The sequence below is a fragment of the Paenibacillus sp. HGH0039 genome, assembly GCF_000411255.1.
In the GTDB taxonomy this organism is placed as follows: domain Bacteria; phylum Bacillota; class Bacilli; order Paenibacillales; family NBRC-103111; genus Paenibacillus_F.
On record NZ_KE150413.1, the window covers coordinates 1,778,601 to 1,801,106 of the forward strand.

Sequence of the window (22,506 nt, forward strand, 5' to 3'; positions counted from 1 at the left end):
GAGTTTACAAGTGAGCTTAAATATTGCCTTAATCGCCCACGACCGCAAAAAAGACGAGATGGTCAATTTCGTGACCGCCTATGAAAAGGTGTTCGACGGGAACCAGCTTTTCGCAACCGGAACCACGGGACAAAGAATTATGGAAAATACAAGTCTGACGATCCACCGGTTTATGTCAGGCCCCCTTGGCGGGGATCAGCAGATCGGTGCTATGGTAGCTAAAAACGAGATGGACCTGATTATTTTCCTGCGGGATCCTTTGATGGCTCAGCCTCATGAACCCGATATCATTGCTCTGCTCCGTTTGTCCGACGTAATGGGGATCCCCGTCGCAACGAATATCGCTACCGCGGAGCTTCTTGTCCGCGCTCTGGACAGAGGGGATTTCGCTTGGCGGGAGCTTGTCCACAAGTACAAGCCGGGTGAAGCGTAATGCAGACGGTAGATATTCTCGTATTCGGAGCGCATGCGGATGATGCGGAGATCGGAATGGCCGGTACGATCCTGAAGCACACAAGAGCGGGTTATACGGTGGGCTTGTGCGATCTGACCCGGTCCGAAATGTCATCGAACGGAACGCCCGAAAACCGGCTGGAGGAAGCGAACAAAGCGGCGGAAGCGATGGGAATTGTGCTCCGCTCCAATCTCGGACTTCCCGACCGAGGCTTATCGGCCGGCTCCAAGGATCAGATTGACGCGATTACGAAGGAAATCCGGCTGAGAAAGCCGAGAATCGTCTTTGCCCCTTATTGGGAAGACCGCCATCCCGATCATATCGCATGCTCGCATCTGGTGCAGGAAGCGGTTTTCAATGCCAAACTTAGACGATATTTGCCTGAAACGGAAGCTTTTCAAGTCGAGAGCCTATTCTTTTATTTTATTAACGATACCATTGATCCGGACATCGTAGTGGATGTCTCGGACGCCTATCCCGGCAAGAAAGAAGTGTTGCAAGCTTACCGTTCCCAATTCTCGCCTCCTCAGGTCGGAGAGGACATTGTGCTGACCCCCCTGAACCAGAATTACGTGGAACGCGTGGAAGCAAGAGACGCGCTGCTCGGACAGAAGCGGATGATGGCTTATGCGGAAGGATTTATGTCCAAGCTGCCCGTTGCACTTCAATATTTTCTGTCCAAGAAAGGAACCTGAGCATGAAGGATAAGCTCAAAATCGGAATCACGTGCTACCCTACCCTGGGAGGTTCCGGAGTGGTTGCGACGGAGCTTGGCAAGCTGCTCGCGGAAAAAGGCCACGAGGTCCACTTTATTACCCACAGCATGCCGTTCAGGCTGGGCAAATTTCACCGGAACATTTACTATCACGAGGTAGAGGTCAGCGATTATTACGTATTCCGTTACCCTCCTTACGATTTGTCCCTCGCAAGCAAGCTTGCGCAGGTCGCGCAGATGCAGAAGCTGGATCTCCTGCATGTGCATTATGCGATCCCCCACGCCGTTTGCGCGCTGCTGGCCAAGCAGATGGTGGGGCCGGATCTGAAGGTCGTGACGACCCTTCACGGGACGGATATTACGGTACTCGCCCAAGATCAGTCCATCAGCGACCTGATCCGGTACGCCATTAACGAAAGCGATGCGGTTACGGCCGTTTCCAACGATCTGATCGCGGAAACGAGAGAAACGCTCGATATTTCCCGTGATATTGATCTGACCTACAACTTCGTGGACAAACGGGTGTATTACCCGCGGGACGTGAAGTCGCTTCGCAAAGAATTCGCCCGGGACGACGAGAAAATTTTGCTGCATATTTCGAATTTCCGGCCGGTCAAAAGGGTTACGGACGTGGTCGATATTTTCAAGCGCGTCAGTGAAAAAATCCCGAGCCGTCTTCTTTTTGTGGGGGAAGGTCCGGAGCTGTCCAAAGTGATTTCGTACGTGAAAGAGCTGGGTCTTAGCGACCGGGTTAACTTTTGCGGCAAACAGGATGATGTCGCGCAGCTTATTTCTCTGGGGGACGTTATGCTTCTGCCTTCGGAAAAAGAAAGCTTCGGACTTGTCGCCCTGGAAGCGATGGCTTGCGGAGTGCCGACTGTCGGTTCGATAGCGGGCGGAATTCCCGAGCTGGTGACGCACGGCGAGACCGGCTTTCTTGCGGAAATCGGCGACACGGAGAAGATGGCGGACTACGCGGTGGAGCTGCTTAGCGATCCGCAGGAATACGAAAAAATGTCGGCCGCATGTCTGAACCGTGCCCGCACGACATTCTGCAACGACTGGATCACGATGCAGTACGAGGAAATCTATTACCGGGTTCTGGGAAGAGAACTGCCTCCGTCGCACCGGGTGGATAAACAAGTTTGCGCGGAAAGGTAAGCGCGATCCGGTAACGGAAGGAAGAGTACATACGATGGAAGAGAAGAACCGGACCATGATTGAAGAAGGGCGCAGAGTGCTCGAAAGGCTGCGCTCCCGTCAGCATGAAGCTTATTTTGTCGGCGGGTTTGTCAGGGATTTTGTCCTGGAGAGGCCCGTAAAGGACGTGGACATCGCGACTTCGGCCAAACCCGAAGAGGTGATGGAAGCCTTCTCCAAGACGGTGCCTACGGGACTCCAGCACGGTACGGTAACCGTTCTGACGGGGGATTACAGTTTCGAAGTCACGACCTTCCGGAAGGAAACGGAATACGAGGGGTTCCGCAGGCCGGCGGAAGTCGAATATATTACGGATTTGGAAGAAGATTTGAAACGACGCGACTTTACCATGAACGCGATGGCCATGGATGCCGAAGGAAACCTGATTGATCCGTTCGGCGGCCAAAGCGATATGGATAGAGGCGTTCTGAGATGCGTGGGAGAGGCGGCCGAACGTTTCGGGGAGGATGCCTTGCGGATGCTGCGCTGCATCCGTTTCGCAGCCGAATACGGCCTCGACATCGAAGAGGCCACGTGGCTGGCTCTGCTGCGGCAGGCCCCTCTGCTGCGGCACATCGCGATGGAGCGCGTACGCGCGGAGCTCCAGCGCATGGTGGGCGGCGCGGATCCGGCCCGCGCCGCGGCTCTGCTCCTCGCGAGCGGTCTTTGGCGGCACGCCAAGACTCCGCTCGCACTGCCCTTCGCCGCATGGGGGCATCCCCATGCGCAGACGGTTATCGCCCATTTGTCCTCTATCCCTGCGGAGGAGGACAGATGGGCGGTTCTGCTGCTGCTGATCGGTTCGCAGCAGCCGGAAGCCGTCAGAGCGGAGCTGCGCGCGCTGACGTTCCCCGGCGAGGACATCGCGCGTCTGACGCGCATCCTCGCCGTGCATGCGCAGCTTCAGCGCGGTGACGCTGAAGCTGCGGCGGTGCGTCCGCGGCCGGAGGCGCAGCCGTCCGCGGAGGAGCGCGCAGCCGCGCGGTTCAAGCTTGCCGTGCTTGCTCACGGCAAGGAGGCTGCGCGCGGCTGGCTGCGCGCGGCTGGTCTGCTGCGCGCAGCGTGGCGGCGGCAGGCCGGCGCGGGAGCCGGGCTCCCGGAGCAGGACGCTCCGCCGTCCGCGAATCCCGCGCAGCCTGGTCAGGCGGTGCCACACCGTACATACGATCCGTACGAAGCTTCCGGGGAACTCACCATGGACGAGGAAATACATACGGCTGCCGGTGAAGCATGTCTGGAAGAACTTTTCCGCTTCATGACGGAGGAAGCTGCCGTTTACCTGGAAAACGGTGAACCATGGATACACGTGATGCCGGTCTATGGCGTCAAAGATCTCGCCGTCGGCGGGAGCGACCTGATGGCGCAAAGCGGGCAAAAAGCGGGACCCTGGATAGGCGAGACGCTGAACCTACTTCTGGAGCGGGTTGCCTTGGGGCAGCTGGAAAACACCAAAGAAATTTTAATGACGGAAGCTTTCCGTCCTACAGAAATGCGAGATGAGTGACTCATGGCGGTACGCGAGCGAATTGTAGACTTGTTCCGGAGCAATCCGGGCGTATATTTGTCCGGCGAGCAAATCAGCCGGGAGCTGGGCTGCAGCCGGACAGCCGTCTGGAAGCACATCGAAAGCCTCCGGCAGGACGGGTTTCAGTTCGAAGCCGTCACCCGTAAAGGCTACCGTCTGATGGAAGAGCCTGACAAGCTCCGGAAGGCTCATATAGAAGAAGCCTTGCGGACGCGCTTTATGGGCAGGCAAATCGAAGTCCGCGAAGCGGTAGACTCCACTATGAACGAAGCGCATAGGCTCGTCGCGGAAGGGGCCGAGGAAGGGACGCTGGTCTTTGCCGAAGAGCAGATCTCCGGCCGCGGCCGGATGGGCAGGCACTGGCATTCGCCGAAAGGGAAGGGCATCTGGATGAGCCTGATCTTGAAGCCGCGTGTGCCGGTTTACTTCGTTCCCCAGCTTACGCTGCTTACCGCGGTAGCTCTTTGCCGGGCCATCCGTAAGGAATGCGGCGTCGAAGTCGGCATCAAATGGCCCAACGATCTTCTTGTGAAGGGCCGCAAAGTAAGCGGGATTCTGCTTGAGATGAGCGGGGAAGACGAGCGGTTGAAATACGTCATAATCGGTGTCGGCATCACGGCGAACCTGACCGGAGCCGACTTCCCGGAAGAGCTGAAACCGGTGGCCACTTCCCTTGCACTTGAATCCGGTTCACCCGTTAAGCGGGAAGCGATGATTGCGGCTTTTCTGAATGAGCTGGAGCAGCTATACGACCTGTATCTGGAAAACGGATTCGCTCCGATCCGGATCATGTGGGAAGCGATGAGCGTCTCGCTAAATTGTCCCATCCGGGTCAAAACGAGCCAGGGAACGGTGGAAGGCCGGGCGGATTCGCTCGATGACAGCGGGGCGCTGACCGTGATCGCGGACGACGGCCGCAAAGTTAAAATTTACAGCGGCGATGTCGAATTACGCTAAACCGTCTGTTCAAAAGACCGAGTTTTTGATATACTGTCACCGTAAGGCGGTATCTTCGGAACCGCACTTATACGGTTAACGCTTTAGACAATTGCATAAAGTACGTTTGTGTGTTTTCTGATTCTGCTCTGAGCCTGAAGGACCGAGACAGAAGGATCATACGATTCTTTGACTATGCGCCCTTTCAGTCTGTTTGCTGAAGGGTTTTTTTGATGCTTAGAACCCGGTCAAGGCTTAGACGGAAGCACGGTTTTATTTTTTCCACATTAAAAAAGAAAGCGTGGGATTGACATGGCGCAAGAGCGCAAACCGATGACGACTGTCAAGCTGCAAAAAATGAAAGCGAGCAAGGAACCGATTTCGATGGTGACGGCCTACGATTACTTGACGGCCAAATTGGCTGACGAAGCGGGAGTGGACATGATTCTGGTGGGAGATTCCCTGGGAAATGTTATTCAGGGTCATGAATCCACTCTGCCTGTCACGCTGGACGAAATGATTTATCACGCCAAAACGGTAACGCGTGCCGTAAAATCAGCCTTTGTCGTAACGGATCTGCCGTTTATGACGTATCACGGAAGCCTGGATACGACGCTTCAGAACGCGGGACGGATTATGCGTGAGGGGCTTTCCAAAGGGGTAAAGATGGAAGGCGGCGCGGAAATCGCCCATGCGGTTAAAGCGTTGACCCAGGCGGGGGTTCCCGTCGTAGGCCACCTCGGATTGACGCCCCAGTCGGTTCACGTGCTGGGCGGTTACCGCGTACAGGGCAAAAATTCCGAGCAGGCCCGTAAACTGATGGAGGACGCCAAAGCGCTGGAAGAAGCGGGCGCAATCGCGATTGTACTGGAATTGGTAACGGAAGAACTGGCGGAATGGATCACAAGCAAACTGTCCATCCCGACGATCGGTATCGGCGCAGGAGCTTCCTGCGACGGCCAGGTTCTCGTTTTTCACGATATGTTAGGCTACGAGCCGGACGCTCCGGCCAAAAAATTCGTTAAAGCTTACGCGCAGGTCGGCCTTGCCATCCGCGATGGAATCGGGCAGTATGTGGCGGAAGTGAAGGGCCGCAAATTCCCGGCCGAGCAGCACAGCTTTAAAGGAGACAACGAAGTTCTCCAGTATTTGTACGGAACAGCCGTGAAATAAACGGTTATCCTACCTTTAGTCCTGAAGGAGAGAGAGACGTTGGAAGTTATTCAAAGCATAGCCTTGCTGCGCAGTACACTGGAACAGAAAAAATCCGGGCTCGGGGCGGCCCTTAAAGCCCCGGTCGGTTTTGTCCCTACGATGGGGTATCTTCACGAAGGGCATTTGAGTCTGATCAAAGCGGCCCGCGAAGCTAGCGAAATCGTCGTGCTCAGTATTTTCGTAAACCCGCTTCAGTTCGGTCCTACCGAAGATCTGGACCGTTACCCGCGGGATACGGAGCGGGACCTGAAGCTGGCGGAAGAAGCCGGCGTGGACATCGTTTTTCTGCCCCAGGTCGAAGAAATGTATCCGGGGCCGGTCAAAACGACCGTTTCCGTATCGGGCATCACTTCGGTACTCTGCGGCGCTTCACGTCCCGTGCATTTCGACGGGGTGACTACGGTCGTTGCCAAGCTGCTCAATATCGTTCAGCCCGATAAAGCTTTCTTCGGACTTAAGGATGCGCAGCAGGTTGCCGTCGTTTCTCAGATGGTGCAGGACCTGAATATGAACGTGGACATTGTGGCCTGCCCGATTTTACGCGAGGAAGACGGACTTGCCATGAGTTCACGGAACGTATTCCTGAGTGAGGAAGAACGTCGACAGGCGCTTGTTCTGAGCCGTTCCCTGAAAGCTGCGGAAGCCTGGGTGCGGGAGCATGTTGCTTTCCGGGCGGAAGACCTCCGCGGGGCCGTAAAGGCCGTCATCGAAGAAGCTCCTCTCGCCGATATCGATTACGTAGAGGTTTTGACGTACCCGAAGCTGGAGCGGCCGGAAGCGGTGGAAGCCGGTGTACCCGTACAGCTCATCGTCGCGCTGGCGGTCAAATTCGGCGCCACACGGCTTATCGACAATACTATTTTAACCCTGGGGAAGTGATCGCATGTTCAGAACAATGATGAAGGCCAAAATTCACCGTGCGACGGTGACCGAGGCGAATCTTAATTATATCGGAAGCATTACGATCGACGAGGATCTGCTGGATCAGGTCGATATGCTGCCGAACGAGAAGGTTCAGATCGTGAACAACAACAATGGGGCCCGCCTGGAAACGTACATTATACCGGGTCCGCGCGGAACGGGAGTCATCTGCCTTAACGGTGCCGCGGCGCGGCTCGTGCAGACAGGCGACACCGTGATCATCATTTCTTACGCGATGATGACGGAAGAAGAGGCGCGGCGCCATAAGCCGACTGTTGCCATCATGGGAGAAAACAATAAAGTGGCCCAACTGCTAAAAGAGGAAATGCATGCAACTGTACTGTAACGTCTGGCACCCTTAAAGAACTTGTATGAAAAGCCCTTCGGCAACGCAGAATGAGTGTACGACAGCAAAGCCGAAGGTGGGGGATGCACAGTGTTCAAACATTTGTTCGCCACGATGAATGAAGTGTTGGATGAAATTTTGCTTCAGTTGCCGAATGCAAAAGGTGCTTTAAAAGCGGAGCTTGAAGACGAGCTTGGGGCCCTGAAGGCCATTAGTGACGATTGTATCGAGCACTGGCTCCTCTTTGAGGAGAAGCTTGGAAAAACCCTGTCCGTCGGAAACGCGTCCGTCCCGTCCTCTTCAGCCTCAGCCTCCGATTCGAATCAGCAGCCGGACTTGCCGCAGTCTGCCGAAGAGGCTCAGCCTCATCCGGCCGAGGGGAAGGAAGCGGTGGAGTTTATCCGCGGACAGGGGTTTTATATGCTGCTTATGTACGAGCAGGCGACCCGGGAATTCGAGGCTCTTCTCATGCGCGAGCCGGACTTTTTACTTGCGAGGGCTTATCTCGCCATGGGTTATCTGCGCCAGGGAGACAACGAGGAAGCCGCCCGGCACTTCACCCTTCTTCTGGCACTTACCGAAAATAAACAGATGAAAGCCATCTCTTACAACGCGATGGGCTGTATTCAATTTCAGAACCGGAATCTGGAACAGGCGCTTGAATATTTTAAAAAAGCCTACCATGCCGATCCGGACTGCCTGGAGCTTTTTTCCGCATCGAACGAATGAAAAGAAATAAGAACGGATGATCTCCTTATTTGCGGAATTGACAAACTAACTTCCCCTCTGGGCCTCTAAATGTGGTATGCTTAGGATAGAAGCTGGAGAAAGGAAGAAGGCTTGAACTTATGAAATTTGCGGTGTTGGATTTTGAAACGACTGGAACGGGCCCGGCGGACGATATTATCCAAGTCGGTCTCGTTATTATAGATGATATGGAAGTAACCGACAGGTATACTTCCCTGGTAAATCCGGGGATCAGTATACCTTCTTCGATTACGGAGCTTACGGGCATCACAGACGAGATGGTGGAGCATGCCCCTAAGGTCGACGATATTATGGCGGAGATGTATCCGCTGCTTTTTGACTGTGTTCTCGTGGCCCATCATGCTTCGTTCGATCTCGGTTTTTTACAGCGGGCCCTGCGCAAAACGGGCTACCCCGATTTTACCGGGCGCGTCCTGGACACGATAGACATGCTGAGAATTGTGTTTCCTTCTCTTCCGACTTACCAGCTCGGCATGGTGGCTTCAGCCTTCGGCATCGAACATGAGCGGCCCCATCAGGCCGACAGCGACGCGGACGTTACGGCGGAGATCTGGACGATGAGCCTGGACAGGCTTCTGTCCCTGCCTTTATTGACGGTTCAGCGGCTGGCTCAAATCCTGCCGGCCGAGACGAGCGACCTCGGCTGGTTTATGTCGGAAATCGCCCGGTTCAAGGAACAGCAAACCCCCTTGGACCAATCGATTCACCAGTATTACCGCCAGTTCGCGCTGAACGTGCAAGATTGGGGGGAAGAAGACCCCGTACGCGACGAGAACGATGTGCTGGAACTGAGCGATTCTTTTGAAGACGTTTACGATCAGGTCAAAGAAGCGCTGAAAGCGAAGTTCGAGCATTTCGAAAGCCGCGAAGCCCAGGAAATCATGATTCATGAAATTGAGGAAGCCTTCCAGAACGACCGGCACCTCATGATCGAAGCCGGCACGGGCACGGGCAAATCGCTCGGCTATTTGATCCCGTCCCTCTATTACGGGATTAAGCATGACGAGAAGGTGGTCGTGAGCACGCATACGATCAATCTGCAGGAGCAGCTGCGTGAACGGGATATTCCGCTTCTTCACGACATTTTTCCGGTGAATTTCAAAGCGTCGGTTCTCAAAGGCCGCAGCCACTACTTGTGCCTCCGCAAGTTCGAGAATCGCATTTCTATGCAGGAGTTCGATACGGGCAAGGAGGACGCCATTACGGCCGCCCAGATGGTCGTCTGGCTGAGCCAGACGCAGACCGGCGACGAGGAGGAGCTGCATTTCGGGAACAAGGGGGCCGCTTTCTGGCATACCGTTTCCAGCGATGCGGAGTCGTGTCAGAACCGGCACTGCCCGTGGTTCAAAAAATGCTTTTATCACCGTGCGCGCCATGACGCCAACAATTCGGACGTTGTCATTACGAACCACTCGCTGCTGTTTACCGATATGAAGGCCGAGAACCGGGTGCTGCCGGCTTATAAGCATCTCGTTCTGGACGAGGCCCACCATTTCGAAGAAGTGGCAAGCAAGCATCTGGGCAAGGAGCTTCACTACTTGGGGCTGACGAATCAGCTTCTCTGGCTGTTCAAGGACAGCCGGAACGGGCAGCTGCCGGCGCTCCGCATGAAGCTTCAACGGTATGACGACGATTACCGGGCGGCTACATGGATGAACGGAATCGACAACCTGTTCCCGAAAACCTTGCTCATCAAGGAAGCTTGGGATTTACTCTGTGAAAAGTTTTACGAGCTGCTCCAGACGAATTCCGAACCCGGCCAAGTCGACCCCGGTTCCCTGGTGATGCGTCTGAAGAAAGATTCGCTGCCCCCGAACTGGAGCGATTTCACGGATCTCGAGGAAATTTTGGAACAGCATATTCAGGAAGTGTATAAATCCGTGGATTCGCTCGTGCAGGATTTGAAAGAAGTCCAGGAAGAATACGATGTCCAGAGCTTCGTAACCGATCTCGGCGGCGTGGCGAAGGAACTGCAGGCAGCGAAGGAGACGCTCCGCTTCTTTATGAAGATGGCGGACGATAACTTCGTTTACTGGGTAGAAGCGGGGACGTACAACAAAAGCCGTTCGATCAACCTGATCTCCGTGCCGATGGACGTAAGTCCGCTTATCCGCGAACATTTCTTTGACAACAAAGAGAGCGTCATTCTCACTTCGGCCACCCTGTCGGTCAATAAATCGTTCCAGTATTCGGCGGATCAGCTGGGGTTGAAACTGCCGGCCGAAGAAGAGGAGAATCCGAAGCTGAAAACCGTCCAGCTTCCGTCACCGTTCCAGTACCGGCAGCAGGCTCTTGTCTGCATACCGCGGGACTTTCCGATGATCCGGGGCCGCAGCGGCGAAGAGGAATTCCTCAAAGCGCTCACGGAATCACTCTCCGAAGTGGCCGTGGCTACGCGAGGGAGGATGCTCGTGCTGTTCACTTCGAACCGGATGCTGAAGCTTGCCCACGCGGTTCTGAAGGAAAATCTCCGCCCGCACGGCATCCATGTGCTCGGTCAAGGGGTGGACACCGGCAACCGCAGCAAGCTGACCCGGCTCTTCCAAGAGCATAAAGCGTGCGTGCTGCTCGGCACGAGTTCATTCTGGGAAGGGGTGGACATTCCCGGAGAAGCCTTGACCTGTCTGGCCATCGTACGGCTGCCTTTCCAGCCGCCAAATCATCCGCTGGTCGAAGCGAAGAGCGAAAACCTGAAAAAACGGAATCAGAACCCGTTCATGAAGCTGTCGGTGCCTCAGGCCGTCATCCGATTCAAGCAGGGCTTCGGCCGGCTTGTACGCAGGGCTTCGGACAAAGGGATTGTGCTGATTTACGATACGCGTGTCATCGAGACGCAGTACGGGAAGCACTTCCTCTACTCCCTGCCGGGACCGAAGATTGAGCATATGCCTGTAGAGCGCATCGTACCGAGAATTCAGGAATGGATGGGAGAGAACTCGCTTGAAGTCACTTAAAATATCTGAGGCGGTCGTCAAACGGCTGCCGATCTATCTGCGTTTTCTTAATGAACTGTCGAAGAAAAACGTATTAACGGTTTCGTCCCAGGATCTGGGGCAGAAGCTGAATCTTAACCCGGCCCAAATCCGCAAAGATTTGGCTTACTTCGGTGAATTCGGAAAGAAGGGGATCGGCTACGATGTGACCTATCTTATCGAGAAGATCCGGCAGATTCTGAAGCTTGACCGCCAAATACCGGTTGCCCTCGTGGGAGCCGGTAACCTGGGACGGGCGCTGTGCAACTATAACATCTACTTGCGGGATCAGATGAAAATAACGGCGATTTTCGATTCGTCGCCGGACAAGATCGGCCAGGTCATCAATAACATGAGCGTTCTGCCCATGGAGCATCTGGCCGATGTTATCCGGGATTCCAGCATTCGAATCGGCATCATAACCGTACCGGCGCCGGAAGCGCAGAATGTCGCCAACCAATTCGTAAAGGCGGGTATCGAAGCGATTCTGAACTTCGCCCCGTCCATTCTGAAAGTACCCGAGGAAATCCGCGTACATCATGCGGACTTTACGGCAGAGCTCCAGAGCCTGGCCTATTACCTTCCTGAATAAACAAGTGAGGGTTTTGGTCTTGAAAACCAGAAAAACCGCTATATGGGCCGTTTAGGCCGTATGGCGGTTTTTTAATGGAACTCGCTATTTAATTTACCTGTTAGACGAAGAACTTAAACAACACGGTGTACAGCACATAAGACAGAATGATGCTGATCGGAATCGTAATGATCCAAGTGATGATCATGCGTGTTACGGTACCCCATTTCACCTCATGAAACCGGAGTACGGAACCCGAACCGATGATCGCGGAGGAAATCACGTGAGTGGTCGAAAGTGGCATCCCCATATGCGTAGAAGTCTGAATGACGATGGAAGATGTCAAATCCGAGGCGAACCCGTTGATCGGCTCGATTTTGATCAAGTTTTTGGAGATCGTTTTAATGATTTTCCATCCCCCGATCGAAGTACCGAGGCCCATTGCGGTCGCAGCCGCGATTTTCACCCACAACGGCACGTCCATGGTTGTCTGGGCTCCGGCAGCGACGAGTCCGAATACGATAATCCCCATCGCTTTCTGAGCGTCATTTCCCCCATGGGAGAAGGACAGCAGCCAGGCGGACAGGATCTGGAAGAACTTGAATACGCGGTTCAGCTTCGAACGGGATTTGTTGCCCGTCAGGATGACCAGGTATTTGATGATCGTCATGATGATGTAACCGGCCACGAATGCGACAATCGGCGAAAGTACCAGAATCAGCACGATCTTGCCGAGACCGCCCCATTTGACGAAGTCGGCTCCCGCCCCGGCCAGCACGGCTCCGACAATGGATCCGATGAGCGTATGGGAGGAAGAGGAAGGAATGGCATAATACCAGGTTGCCAGATTCCAGATAATGGCGGAAAGAAGGGCCGCGATAACGATAAATTCGCCGTGGTTGATCTTGGACGGGTCCGCGATCCCGCTGCCGATCGTCTTGGCTACCTCCGAAGAATACAGGGCGCCGACGAAATTCAGACAGGCGGCGGATATAATGGCCACTTTCGGACTCATCGCACGCGTAGAGATCGAAGTCGCTACCGCGTTCGCCGTATCATGGAAACCGTTAATAAAGTCAAAGGCAAGGGCGAGAAATACGATCGCAATCAAGGTAATAAGAACTGTTGTCGTCATGAAATCCTCCTAAACTGCTGGGCCTACGAGTAGCGCAGCACGACGCTTTCCAAGATGTTGGCAACGTCTTCACATGCATCGGTGGTCTGTTCGAGACGTTCATAAAGTTCTTTGAGCTTGAAATCTTCGTAAGGATCGCGTTTGGTGATAAAAATTTCACGGATGCCTTCGCGCATCAGGCGGTCGGCTTCGTTTTCAAGCGCATTGATTTCAACCGTATGTTGAGGAATCTGCATGTACTTCTTTTTGGAAAGAAGCTTGAAGGCATCGAGCATATGTTGGCAGCTGGACACGATCACGGCGGAGAATTCCTGCATAACCTTGTCCGTCTGGCTGATGTTGAGATAGTCAAAACGTGCTGCTGTCGCTTCAATGCCGTCCAGTACGTCGTCGAGCTTGGAAGCCAGCTCCATAATATCTTCACGGTCGAGCGGAGTGATAAAGACTTTGTTCAGCTCTTTAAAGATTTCGTGGGTGATCTGATCGCCTTTGCTCTCGATGTCTTTGATCATCTGGAAAAAGTTTTCCGGAATTTTATCTCCCATCATCGCGTTTCTGAACATCTGGGATGCATGGAGTGTGTTTTCTGCCGCCCGTATGAGCAGGTTTAAAAAATCGACGTCTCCTCTTTTACTGCTAAAAAGCGATGCCATTACGGTTCCTCCTAGTGATTCGATTGTAAAGATTCCGTGAAGTTAAGTTTAATGTATGTAGAATTTTGTAGCTTAAACTCACAAACTTAAAAATATCATAACATTTCCCCAGAAAGCAATCACTGGTTGAGCGTTTTTTCAATTGTTTGCTCGGCTTGATTTTAAACAAGTGACGTTGTACATTGAAAAGATAAGAATAACTGCCGATTTCGGCACTTTATACGGAATGAGGGCTATCGGATGAAAAAAACGATTATCATAAACGGCTTGTTCGTAACAGGGGACGCAGCCGCACCCGTAATCGAAGGCTGTATGGTTATGGAAGGGAATCAGCTTACATATATAGGAAAGGATGCGCCGCATCCGCTGGAAACTTATGACGAAGTCATTCGCGGGGACCGCAAGCTTTACATGCCCGGACTCGTCAATACGCACGGCCATGCGGCGATGACTTTGCTGCGCGGCTACGGAGACGATCTGGCCCTCCAGGTATGGCTGGAGGAGAAAATGTGGCCGATGGAAGGCAAATTCACGGCGCAGGACGTGCGCTACGGAACGCTTCTGGCCATCCTGGAAATGATCAAGGGCGGCACGACGACATTTGTCGACATGTACGACCATATGAATGAAGTGGCCCAGGCCGTATCCGACTCGGGTATGCGTGCACGCCTGACCCGCGGTGTCATCGGACTGTGTCCGGCCGATATTCAGGAAGCCAAGCTCCGGGAAGCGATCGCTTTCGCCAAGGACTGGAACGGTGCCGCGAACGGCCGCATTACGACGATGATGGCCCCGCACGCTCCTTACACGTGCCCGCCGGATTACATTGAACGTTTTGTCCAGGCCGCTCACGATTTGGACCTGCCTATTCATACCCATATGTCCGAGACGTTAAAAGAAGTGGAAGCCAACGCGGAGCAGTATGGCGCACGGCCAGTCGAGCATCTGGAAAAACTGGGCGTTTTCACGCGGCCGACACTGGTTGCGCACGGCGTTCATCTGACGGACGAAGAGATCGCCGTCCTTGCCAAATACAACGTCGGGGTTTCGCACAATCCGGGGAGCAACCTAAAGCTTGCGAGCGGTGTTGCCCGCGTGCCTGAGCTGCTCAAAGCCGGCATAAACGTGTCTCTAGGCACGGACGGAGCGGCCAGCAACAACAACCTCGACATGTTCGAAGAAATGCGGCTTGCCGCCCTGATCCACAAAGGCGTATCCGGCGATCCGACCGCCGTGCCGGCCGCCGCCGCTTTAAGCATGGGCACATCGATGGGCGCGCGCTCCATCTGGCTTGACGATATCGGTACGCTCCAGCCGGGCATGAAGGCCGATTTTATCGCGCTCGATATCGACCAGCCTCATTTTCTGCCTCGTACGGATTATGTTTCCCACATCGTCTATTCGGCATCCGCCCATGATGTGGTAGATGTGTGCGTGGATGGCAGCTGGATCGTACGCGGCCGCGAATGCCTGACGCTTGACGAAGAGAAAATTAAACGGGAATTTGAATCATGCTTCGCCCGTTTGACGAGCAGTTAGTCTTCAGCGGAAGGGAGGAGGGAACGTATGCTTAAAAAAGCCATTTGGATCGGACTGTTTGTCGTGCTGACTTCTGGGTTCGGCATTAACCGTTTTTACGTGAACGTGCAGGCGACTCACTGGGAAACGAATTCCGAGGCCGTTCAGGCGGCTTACGAGAAAACGACGATGACCAAGGCTAACCGGGTGGAAGCTTTTCATGGAGCCCGCTCCTATGAAGTCGTATACGGGGAAGACAAGCTCGGCAACGGGCTGATCGTCTGGGTGCCGCTCAAGCAGGACGGGACGGGTCTGGCCATCGACGAGATTCATACGGAAATGACGGCCGAGAACGTCACGGAAGAAGCCGTACGCGGAATTATGGCGAAGAAAAACCCCAAGCTGGATATTCTGCGTGTAAACGCCGGCGAATTCAAGGGGAAGTATGTCTGGGAAGTCTTTTATAAAGACGAACAAGACCGGGCGTTCTACGATTATTATAATTTAAAGACGGGTGCACTGGAAGATACGTTTAAGCTCAGCCTTCAATAGGGTGAGCTTTTCGCTTATTTCGTTAATTTGTCAAAGACTCCATCGTTTTTTTTGCCCACCGGTTACGGACTGTGATATACTATTCGTATAGCATTTGCTAAATACGAATGATATAGAAAGGGGGACGTAAGTTGCGTAAAATACGTCTCTTGCCCGTCCTGTTAAGTGTCGTCATCACCGCTTTTTTTCTTTTTGGCGGCTGGTTCGCTTATCAGACCTACGCCATCGGAAAACCGCTAGGCAATATCGTGAAAGAAACACCGGGGGTTGATCAATCCCAGGTCACATATAATGATAAAGAAGTTTCGATCCGTCTGTCCCTCAAACCTGACACCAGCTTAAGAGAAGTGTACGGCCGCATTACAAAAGAAGGAGCCTCGACAATCGGCTCCCGTGACGTGAAACTGTCGGTCAATACAAAAGAATCTCCGGATCTCGATAAATGGTGGGCGCAAGCTTTGTTCGACGTCGCCCAGGCGATGGAAACCCGTCACTATGCCGATATACCTACGGCACTGGAAAAGCACAAAACGGACAAAGACAGCAATTTGGTCGTGAAAACCGAAATGGACGAGCAGAACGTGTACGTTCATCTGCAAAAAGGGGATCAGCACAAATACGTGGTGCTGCCGCGAAATGCCGAAAAAGTTGGGGTGTTTAAATGAGCAAATACGGAAAAGAGATAGCGATTGGCGCTGCTCCGGTACTTTTCATTTTTCTTGCCTTTATTAAAGTCAACATTATCCCTTTGCTGTTTACGGCCGCGCTCATTACAGCCGTTCTTTATATGATGAAAAGCCGCGGAGGTTCCGGCATCGGAATCGGCGCGGGAGCCGGTACGCGCGGCAAATCCCGGCAGCCTTCCTACCTTAGCTTCGATCAGATCGGAGGACAGGAACGCGCTAAGAAAGAACTCGTCGAAGCGCTTGATTTTCTCGTGAAACAGGAAGAAACGAAGAAGCTCGGTATCCGCCCTCTGAAAGGCATCCTGCTGACCGGTCCTCCCGGAACGGGGAAAACGCTGATGGCCAAAGCGGCCGCACACCATACGAATTCCGTCTACATTGCCGCTTCCGGCAGTGAATTCGTGGAGATGTATGTCGGTGTAGGGGCTTCGCGGATCCGTACCCTTTTTCAGGAAGCCAGAACGAAAGCCCAGAAGGAAAATAAACAAAACGCCGTTATTTTTATCGATGAAATCGACGTGATCGGGGGCAAACGCGACGGCGGGCAGCAGCGCGAGTACGACCAGACGCTGAACCAGCTCCTGACCGAAATGGACGGCATTCATACAAATACGACGCCGCGCATTCTTATCATCGCGGCGACCAACCGCAAAGAAATGCTGGACCCGGCTCTGCTCCGTCCGGGACGGTTTGACCGTCATATCGACGTCGAGCTGCCGGACAAGAAGGGACGGCTGTCCATTCTTAAAATTCATGCCCAGAACAAACCGCTGGAGGAAGCGGCGGATCTGGAGAAAATCGCGGAGCAGACCTTCGGATTTTCCGGAGCGCAGCTTGAAAGCGTGCTGAACGAAGCGGCCATTTATGCCTTGCGCGGCCAGCAGGATAACGTTATGCAGAAAGATCTGCTTGCGGCCATTGATAAAGTCATGATGGGCGAACAGACGGACCGTGAAGCGACCCAGGAAGAGAAGATCCGGGTTGCCTATCACGAACTCGGCCATGCCATTATCGCAGAGCTGGTGCGTCCGGATTCCGTAGCTCAAGTTTCTCTGCGGCCCCGCGGCAAAGCGCTCGGTTATGTGCGCCATAATCCGCCGCAGGACCAGTACCTGTATTCCAAGGAAGCGATCGAAGATCAGATTATGATCGCGCTGGCCGGTGCGGCTGCGGAAGAGATTATTTACGGCGGCCGGAGCACGGGATCGAGCAACGACTTCGAGAAGTCCATCGATATGGTCCGCACGATGATTTCTTCGGGCCTGACGTCTCTGGGCATCGTCGATCTGAAAATGGTTCCGCAGCAGAAGCTGCTGGAAGTGAACAATGCCATCCTTGATGAGTTGATGGCCCGTACAAAAGAGCTTCTGACGAAGCACCGGATCGTATTCGAGCAATCGCTCGATATTCTGCTTAAGGAAGAGGTCATTTCCGGGCAGCAGTTCCGTGATCTGCTTGAAGGAAGCAAGAGACACTTGGAGCCGGTGTTGGCTTAAGCCAGTGAATAACCGCATACAAACGAGAACCAGCCTAGGCTTTTACAGCTAGGCTGGTTTTTTAGTCTGGAATAAATTTGAAAGGAAATGTGCCGCATTGCGTGCTCTGTCCGATGCCGATTGTTTATAAAGATGAAGCTGCCATTGCCCGGGCAATAGTCTATCTTAAAACTATCTTTGTACGCATGAACTAGCAACTTTCCTTTATAGTATGTTTGAAAGTTTCCAGATTTCCACTATTTCTAAACGGGTAAGAAACCGTATAATGGAGCGTGATTGTCTGTGTCCTTTTTCACAACTTGCGAAAGTTGTCGAAATCGCTCAGTTGCTTTTGAAAGTTTTGTGTATACTAATGAAAAAGGCATGAAAACGGTGTATGATGGACTTGAAAAGAGATATAAAAATCGACACCCCTAGATTAACGGACGAAGAGGAGAATAGGGATGCAATATAAAAAGATAGGTGTTATCGGTGGAGGAACGATGGGGCAGGGGATAGCCGAGATGTTGGCGGCTAAAGGCCTGGAGGTTGTCCTGGTTGAGAAAGATATTGAAAGAATGGAACATTCCTGGGCCATGATCGAGCTGAGTTTGGATAAACAGCTGGAGAAATGGGCTATTACCGGCGCAGAAAAGAAGCTGATTCTTTCTCGCATTCATAAAACGACGGATCTGAAAGAGCTTCCTTCCTGCCATATGGTGATTGAGACGATTTCCGAGGATCTGGATCTTAAAAAGAGCTTGTTCCGGAAGCTGGACGAAATTTGCGGCCCGGATCTCATTCTGGCTTCCAATACCTCCACACTCAGTCTTACGGAATTGGGCGCATCGACTAAGCATCCGGAACGGGTGATCGGTCTTCATTTTATACATCCGGTTGCTAAAATTGACCTTGTCGAAATCATCCGCGGTCTGAAAACCTCGGAAGACACGTACATGTTGACACGCCGCTTCGTGGAAGATGTGATTCAGAAAACGGCGATCAAGGTATATGAGTCGCCCGGCTTTGTCACGTCCCGGCTTATCTGCCTGCTCATTAACGAAGCGGTTCATACGCTCGCGGAGCGTGTGGCTTCTGCGGAAGATATCGATCTGGCGATGCGCAAAGGCTACGAGTTCCGGCACGGGCCGCTCGAAATGGCGGACCGCTTCGGACTGGATTCGGTGCTGGCCGCACTGGACCGGATGTTCCGCGAATTCGGCGAATTGAAATACCGGCCTTCCTTCCTGCTGAAGCAGATGGTGCATGCCGGACATTTGGGCGTTAAAACCGGGGAAGGATTTTTCCGGTACGATAAGGAAGGTGACAGAATGTGAATATTCTCGTCATTAATGCAGGAAGCTCATCGGTCAAATATCAGCTATACAACATGAAGGATGAGACCGTACTGGCAAAAGGCCGCGTAGAGCGGATCGGGCTGGATTCGGCCATTCTTACCCACGAGCCGGAAGGAAAGACCGAGGTACGTGAGGTCAGCGAAATTCTCGAGCATACGACGGCGATCAAAAAAGTACTGGATAAGCTCGTTCATAAAGAGCACGGGGTTTTACAATCGGTGCATGAAATCGATGCGGTGGGTCACCGCATCGTACATGGAGGGGAAGCGTTTTCTTCCTCGGTTGTCGTCACGGAAGAAGTGAAGAAGGAGATCAAGCGCTTGTTCGACTTGGCGCCCCTCCATAACCCTGCTCACATGTTGGGAATTAACGCGGTGGAGGCGAATATGGGCGATGTGCCTCAGGTCGTCGTTTTCGACACGGCTTTCCACCAGACGATGCCGTCTCACGCCTACATGTACGCGATCCCGAAAATCTGGTATAGCAAGCATAAAGTCCGGCGCTACGGCTTCCACGGCACCTCTCACCAGTATGTGAGCGAGCGTGCCGCCCGGTTCCTGGACCGTCCGCTGGAAGAACTTAAAATCGTGTCGGCCCATATCGGGAACGGCGCAAGCTGCACGGCTATTCAAGGCGGCAAATCCGTGGATACGAGCATGGGACTTACCCCGCTTGAAGGCCTGATGATGGGAACGCGGAGCGGGGATCTCGACCCGGCAGTCGTCACATTTGCGATGGGCAAAGAAGACTTGTCCCTCAATGAAGTGAACTCCATGCTGAACAAACACAGCGGGCTGCAGGCCATATCCGGGCTGAGCAGCGATATGCGTGAAATTACGGAAGCGATGGACAGCGGAGATAAAAACGCGAAGCTGGCCTTCGATATGTATACGTACAGGCTGCGTAAATTTATCGGCTCTTATGCGGCGGCGATGAACGGCATCGATGTATTGATTTTTACCGCCGGTGTAGGCGAAAACTCCGTTATTTTGCGCAAAGCGGTATGCGAGGGATTGTCGTATCTCGGTCTTGAACTCGACTCCCAGCGCAACATTAACGGATGGGGAATCGAGAAGCGTATCTCGACGGACGATTCGAAGGTAGAGGTGCTGGTCATTCCGACGAACGAAGAGTGGATGATCGCGCGGGATACGTTTGAACTGGTGAACCAACTGCATGAAGCGAAGCGGTAAAATGATTTTTTTTACCACTGGTTTATAGTACAATAGGTGGATGGGAGAAGACGGCCATAGAGCCGTCTTTCCATGTCAACCCAAGGAGGAAGACGTTAGATGAGCAGTGTGAGTACGATTCATGAAGTCAAGGACCATGTCGGCGAATCCGTAAGAATCGGATGCTGGCTGCACAACAAGCGCAAGAGCGGCAAAATTCAATTTTTGCAGCTGCGTGACGGAACCGGCTTTATTCAAGCGGTTGTCGTAAAAAGCGAAGTGAGCGAAGACGTCTGGGAAGCCGCTTCGAAATTAACCCAGGAAAGCTCGCTTTATGTGACGGGCTCGGTTCGCGAAGAACCGCGCAGCAAGAGCGGGTATGAACTGACGGTTGAAGGCGTGGAAATTATTCAGATTACCCAGGATTACCCGATTACGCCGAAGGAACACGGCGTCGATTTCCTGATGGATCACCGCCACCTGTGGCTGCGTGCTCCGCGTCAGCGCGCCATTCTCGTTATCCGCGCGGAGATTATCCGTGCGATTCAGCAGTTTTTCGATGACAAGGGCTTTCAGCTTGTCGACCCGCCGATTTTGACGCCATCCTCCTGCGAGGGGACGACGAATTTATTTCATACGAAATATTTCGATGAAGACGCTTATTTGACCCAAAGTGGTCAGCTTTATATGGAAGCCGCCGCCATGGCGCTGGGGAAAGTGTATTCCTTCGGACCGACCTTCCGTGCGGAGAAGTCCAAAACGCGCCGTCACCTGATCGAATTCTGGATGATCGAGCCTGAAATGGCGTTTGTCGATCACGAAGAGAGCCTTCGCGTGCAGGAGCAGTTCGTTTCCCATGTGGTCCAAACCGTTCTGAAAAACTGCCGCAGCGAGCTTGAAACGCTGGGCCGCGATATCTCCAAGCTGGAGAAAATCCAGGCTCCGTTCCCTCGCATCACGTACGATGAAGCGGTTCAGTTCCTGCAGGACACGGGCCATGAATTCCCTTGGGGAGAAGACTTCGGCGCTCCTCATGAAACGGCTATCGCTGAGAAGTACGAGAAGCCGGTCTTCATTACGCACTATCCGACAGGCATTAAAGCCTTCTACATGAAACCGGACCCGAACCGTCCGGAAGTCGTGCTCTGCGCCGATATGATCGCGCCTGAAGGGTACGGCGAGATTATCGGGGGAAGCCAGCGGATCGACGATCCCGAGCTGATGGAAGAGCGCTTCAAGGAACACGAGCTGTCTTCCGAAGCGTACCAGTGGTATATGGATCTGCGCAAATACGGCACGGTGCCGCATTCCGGATTCGGACTCGGACTGGAGCGCACGGTCGCCTGGATCTGCGGTCTGGAGCATGTGCGTGAGACGATTCCGTTCCCGCGTCTGCTTTACCGTCTGTACCCGTAATACGGAAGGCATGCAGCCTTTACGCACGGGGCGGCCGGTCACATCGGCCGAGCTAGAAAGAGGAGGATGGATTTGAAACCGAACGATAACGATCGCAAGCGGGTAGAGCGGGCTCTCCTTGCAGGAATGACAGCAGGAACCGTGGCCGTTCCGCATCTGCTTTTGAGGTATTATCACCGGATGAAGCTGTCCGAACTTGAAGTCATGCTGCTTATTCATATCCTGGCTTTCCAGGAGAATGAGAAGAAAGATTTCCCGACGCACGATGAGATTCAAGACCGGATGACAACCCCGCAGGATCAAGTGATTGAAGCGATTCAAAAGCTTGTGAACAGCGGTGTGCTCCGGATTGAGCAGGAAATCGACAGCGTGTCGGATATCCAGTACGAGCGGTACAATTTGAGGCCGATGTACGAAAAAATCGCGAGCTGCTATGCGGAGGATCTCCTTCAAAAAGCGGCCAGACAGGCGGAGGCCCAGAGGTCCGAAGCCCAGCCTGGACGGGAAAAGGACGTCTATTCGATCTTCGAAGCGGAATTTGCCCGGCCGCTGACTCCGATGGAGCTTGAAACGATAACGAGCTGGCTGGACCGTGACGGCTACAAGGAAGAGCTTGTGCTGGCCGCTCTCAAAGAAGCCGTTTTCGCGGGCAAAGTCCATTTCCGCTATGTGGACCGCATTTTGCTGGAATGGAGCCGGAACCGGATTACGACAGTGGAGCAGGCGAAAGAATTTACACAAAAATTCAGAGGCAACCGCTAGTCCGAGCCGCTTCACTTGAAGCAGTCCGCTAACAAGAAACCCCCGATGGGATTCTCTCAAGAGATTCCTTCGGGGGTTTTTGCGTGTTGTTAGGGAAGTATATCATCCCGCTTGTAGAAGAAACAGCAGACGCGTTCGGCCAATCAGGAGAAAGCG

Annotated in this window: 21 protein-coding genes; 19 read left to right on the top strand and 2 right to left on the bottom strand. The window is 53.4% G+C overall.

What is annotated here, in order from left to right; genetic code table 11:
- Positions 1 to 10: 10 nt before the first annotated feature.
- The 11 genes from HMPREF1207_RS22575 (at position 11) to HMPREF1207_RS22625 (ending at position 11,644) form a co-directional block, all read left to right on the top strand.
- On the top strand, positions 11 to 433 hold the full coding sequence (locus HMPREF1207_RS22575; protein ID WP_009675587.1) for a methylglyoxal synthase: 423 nt from the start codon (positions 11 to 13) through the stop codon (positions 431 to 433).
- The gene (gene bshB1 / locus HMPREF1207_RS22580) at positions 433 to 1,149 is read left to right on the top strand and encodes a bacillithiol biosynthesis deacetylase BshB1 (RefSeq protein ID WP_009675469.1); all 717 of its coding nucleotides are present in this window, start codon (positions 433 to 435) and stop codon (positions 1,147 to 1,149) included. The genes HMPREF1207_RS22575 and bshB1 overlap by 1 nt, the downstream gene beginning before the upstream one ends.
- 2 nt (positions 1,150 to 1,151) lie before the next feature.
- Complete coding sequence (gene bshA / locus HMPREF1207_RS22585; protein ID WP_009675583.1) at positions 1,152 to 2,330, top strand: N-acetyl-alpha-D-glucosaminyl L-malate synthase BshA; 1,179 nt, start codon at positions 1,152 to 1,154, stop codon at positions 2,328 to 2,330.
- Positions 2,331 to 2,364: 34 nt separating this feature from the next.
- Entirely contained in the window at positions 2,365 to 3,873 is a 1,509-nt protein-coding gene (locus tag HMPREF1207_RS22590; protein WP_009675612.1) for a CCA tRNA nucleotidyltransferase, read from the top strand.
- A gap of 3 nt (positions 3,874 to 3,876) precedes the next feature.
- Positions 3,877 to 4,851, top strand: coding sequence for a biotin--[acetyl-CoA-carboxylase] ligase (locus tag HMPREF1207_RS22595; RefSeq protein ID WP_009675601.1), 975 nt, complete (start codon positions 3,877 to 3,879; stop codon positions 4,849 to 4,851).
- A 291-nt stretch (positions 4,852 to 5,142) separates the two neighbouring features.
- Positions 5,143 to 6,003, top strand: a complete 861-nt coding sequence (gene panB / locus HMPREF1207_RS22600; RefSeq protein ID WP_009675630.1) for a 3-methyl-2-oxobutanoate hydroxymethyltransferase — start codon at positions 5,143 to 5,145, stop codon at positions 6,001 to 6,003.
- Positions 6,004 to 6,042: 39 nt separating this feature from the next.
- Positions 6,043 to 6,924 (top strand): pantoate--beta-alanine ligase, encoded by an 882-nt coding sequence (gene panC / locus HMPREF1207_RS22605; protein WP_009675498.1) that lies wholly within the window; start codon positions 6,043 to 6,045, stop codon positions 6,922 to 6,924.
- Positions 6,925 to 6,928: 4 nt separating this feature from the next.
- Positions 6,929 to 7,312, top strand: a complete 384-nt coding sequence (panD, locus tag HMPREF1207_RS22610; protein ID WP_009675514.1) for an aspartate 1-decarboxylase — start codon at positions 6,929 to 6,931, stop codon at positions 7,310 to 7,312.
- A gap of 90 nt (positions 7,313 to 7,402) precedes the next feature.
- Positions 7,403 to 8,041, top strand: a complete 639-nt coding sequence (locus HMPREF1207_RS22615) for a tetratricopeptide repeat protein (RefSeq protein ID WP_009675577.1) — start codon at positions 7,403 to 7,405, stop codon at positions 8,039 to 8,041.
- A 92-nt stretch (positions 8,042 to 8,133) separates the two neighbouring features.
- Positions 8,134 to 11,034: an ATP-dependent DNA helicase DinG gene (gene dinG, locus HMPREF1207_RS22620; protein WP_269212181.1), complete on the top strand. Its 2,901-nt coding sequence runs from the start codon at positions 8,134 to 8,136 to the stop codon at positions 11,032 to 11,034.
- Positions 11,021 to 11,644, top strand: coding sequence for a redox-sensing transcriptional repressor Rex (locus HMPREF1207_RS22625; RefSeq protein ID WP_009675483.1), 624 nt, complete (start codon positions 11,021 to 11,023; stop codon positions 11,642 to 11,644). Before dinG ends, HMPREF1207_RS22625 begins: the two co-directional genes overlap by 14 nt.
- A gap of 100 nt (positions 11,645 to 11,744) precedes the next feature.
- Here the strand turns inward: HMPREF1207_RS22625 and HMPREF1207_RS22630 are convergent, their stop codons facing one another.
- Positions 11,745 to 12,758, bottom strand: a complete 1,014-nt coding sequence (locus HMPREF1207_RS22630) for an inorganic phosphate transporter (RefSeq protein ID WP_009675606.1) — start codon at positions 12,756 to 12,758, stop codon at positions 11,745 to 11,747.
- Positions 12,759 to 12,781: 23 nt separating this feature from the next.
- Positions 12,782 to 13,411, bottom strand: a complete 630-nt coding sequence (locus HMPREF1207_RS22635; RefSeq protein ID WP_009675522.1) for a DUF47 domain-containing protein — start codon at positions 13,409 to 13,411, stop codon at positions 12,782 to 12,784.
- 240 nt (positions 13,412 to 13,651) lie between these two features.
- Here HMPREF1207_RS22635 and HMPREF1207_RS22640 point away from each other — a divergent pair, with 240 nt between their 5' ends.
- The 8 genes from HMPREF1207_RS22640 to HMPREF1207_RS22675 all read left to right on the top strand — a co-directional run bounded on the left by HMPREF1207_RS22640 (position 13,652) and on the right by HMPREF1207_RS22675 (position 22,350).
- Entirely contained in the window at positions 13,652 to 14,950 is a 1,299-nt protein-coding gene (locus HMPREF1207_RS22640) for an amidohydrolase (protein WP_009675555.1), read from the top strand.
- Positions 14,951 to 14,977: 27 nt separating this feature from the next.
- On the top strand, positions 14,978 to 15,481 hold the full coding sequence (locus HMPREF1207_RS22645; RefSeq protein WP_009675501.1) for a cell wall elongation regulator TseB-like domain-containing protein: 504 nt from the start codon (positions 14,978 to 14,980) through the stop codon (positions 15,479 to 15,481).
- 131 nt (positions 15,482 to 15,612) lie between these two features.
- Positions 15,613 to 16,146, top strand: a complete 534-nt coding sequence (locus tag HMPREF1207_RS22650) for a hypothetical protein (protein ID WP_009675627.1) — start codon at positions 15,613 to 15,615, stop codon at positions 16,144 to 16,146.
- Positions 16,143 to 17,663, top strand: coding sequence for an AAA family ATPase (locus HMPREF1207_RS22655; RefSeq protein WP_009675570.1), 1,521 nt, complete (start codon positions 16,143 to 16,145; stop codon positions 17,661 to 17,663). Before HMPREF1207_RS22650 ends, HMPREF1207_RS22655 begins: the two co-directional genes overlap by 4 nt.
- A gap of 443 nt (positions 17,664 to 18,106) precedes the next feature.
- Entirely contained in the window at positions 18,107 to 18,979 is an 873-nt protein-coding gene (locus HMPREF1207_RS22660) for a 3-hydroxyacyl-CoA dehydrogenase family protein (RefSeq protein ID WP_009675546.1), read from the top strand.
- On the top strand, positions 18,976 to 20,193 hold the full coding sequence (locus HMPREF1207_RS22665) for an acetate/propionate family kinase (protein WP_009675621.1): 1,218 nt from the start codon (positions 18,976 to 18,978) through the stop codon (positions 20,191 to 20,193). The genes HMPREF1207_RS22660 and HMPREF1207_RS22665 overlap by 4 nt, the downstream gene beginning before the upstream one ends.
- 99 nt (positions 20,194 to 20,292) lie before the next feature.
- Positions 20,293 to 21,588, top strand: a complete 1,296-nt coding sequence (gene asnS, locus HMPREF1207_RS22670; protein ID WP_009675554.1) for an asparagine--tRNA ligase — start codon at positions 20,293 to 20,295, stop codon at positions 21,586 to 21,588.
- A 72-nt stretch (positions 21,589 to 21,660) separates the two neighbouring features.
- Positions 21,661 to 22,350 carry a DnaD domain-containing protein gene (locus tag HMPREF1207_RS22675; protein ID WP_009675487.1) on the top strand — a complete coding sequence of 230 codons (690 nt, stop codon included), beginning with the start codon at positions 21,661 to 21,663 and terminating at the stop codon, positions 22,348 to 22,350.
- Positions 22,351 to 22,506 lie beyond the last annotated feature (156 nt).

Bases quoted from the DNA above. Each gene is read 5' to 3' on its own strand.
- asnS (WP_009675554.1), top strand. From the start codon at position 20,293: ATGAGCAGTGTGAGTACGATTCATGAAGTCAAGGACCATGTCGGCGAA.
- HMPREF1207_RS22660 (WP_009675546.1), top strand. From the start codon at position 18,107: ATGCAATATAAAAAGATAGGTGTTATCGGTGGAGGAACGATGGGGCAG.
- HMPREF1207_RS22645 (WP_009675501.1), top strand. From the start codon at position 14,978: ATGCTTAAAAAAGCCATTTGGATCGGACTGTTTGTCGTGCTGACTTCT.
- HMPREF1207_RS22630 (WP_009675606.1), bottom strand. From the start codon at position 12,758: ATGACGACAACAGTTCTTATTACCTTGATTGCGATCGTATTTCTCGCC.
- panD (WP_009675514.1), top strand. From the start codon at position 6,929: ATGTTCAGAACAATGATGAAGGCCAAAATTCACCGTGCGACGGTGACC.
- HMPREF1207_RS22640 (WP_009675555.1), top strand. From the start codon at position 13,652: ATGAAAAAAACGATTATCATAAACGGCTTGTTCGTAACAGGGGACGCA.
- HMPREF1207_RS22590 (WP_009675612.1), top strand. From the start codon at position 2,365: ATGGAAGAGAAGAACCGGACCATGATTGAAGAAGGGCGCAGAGTGCTC.
- HMPREF1207_RS22595 (WP_009675601.1), top strand. From the start codon at position 3,877: ATGGCGGTACGCGAGCGAATTGTAGACTTGTTCCGGAGCAATCCGGGC.
- bshA (WP_009675583.1), top strand. From the start codon at position 1,152: ATGAAGGATAAGCTCAAAATCGGAATCACGTGCTACCCTACCCTGGGA.
- HMPREF1207_RS22655 (WP_009675570.1), top strand. From the start codon at position 16,143: ATGAGCAAATACGGAAAAGAGATAGCGATTGGCGCTGCTCCGGTACTT.
- HMPREF1207_RS22635 (WP_009675522.1), bottom strand. From the start codon at position 13,411: ATGGCATCGCTTTTTAGCAGTAAAAGAGGAGACGTCGATTTTTTAAAC.
- panB (WP_009675630.1), top strand. From the start codon at position 5,143: ATGGCGCAAGAGCGCAAACCGATGACGACTGTCAAGCTGCAAAAAATG.
- bshB1 (WP_009675469.1), top strand. From the start codon at position 433: ATGCAGACGGTAGATATTCTCGTATTCGGAGCGCATGCGGATGATGCG.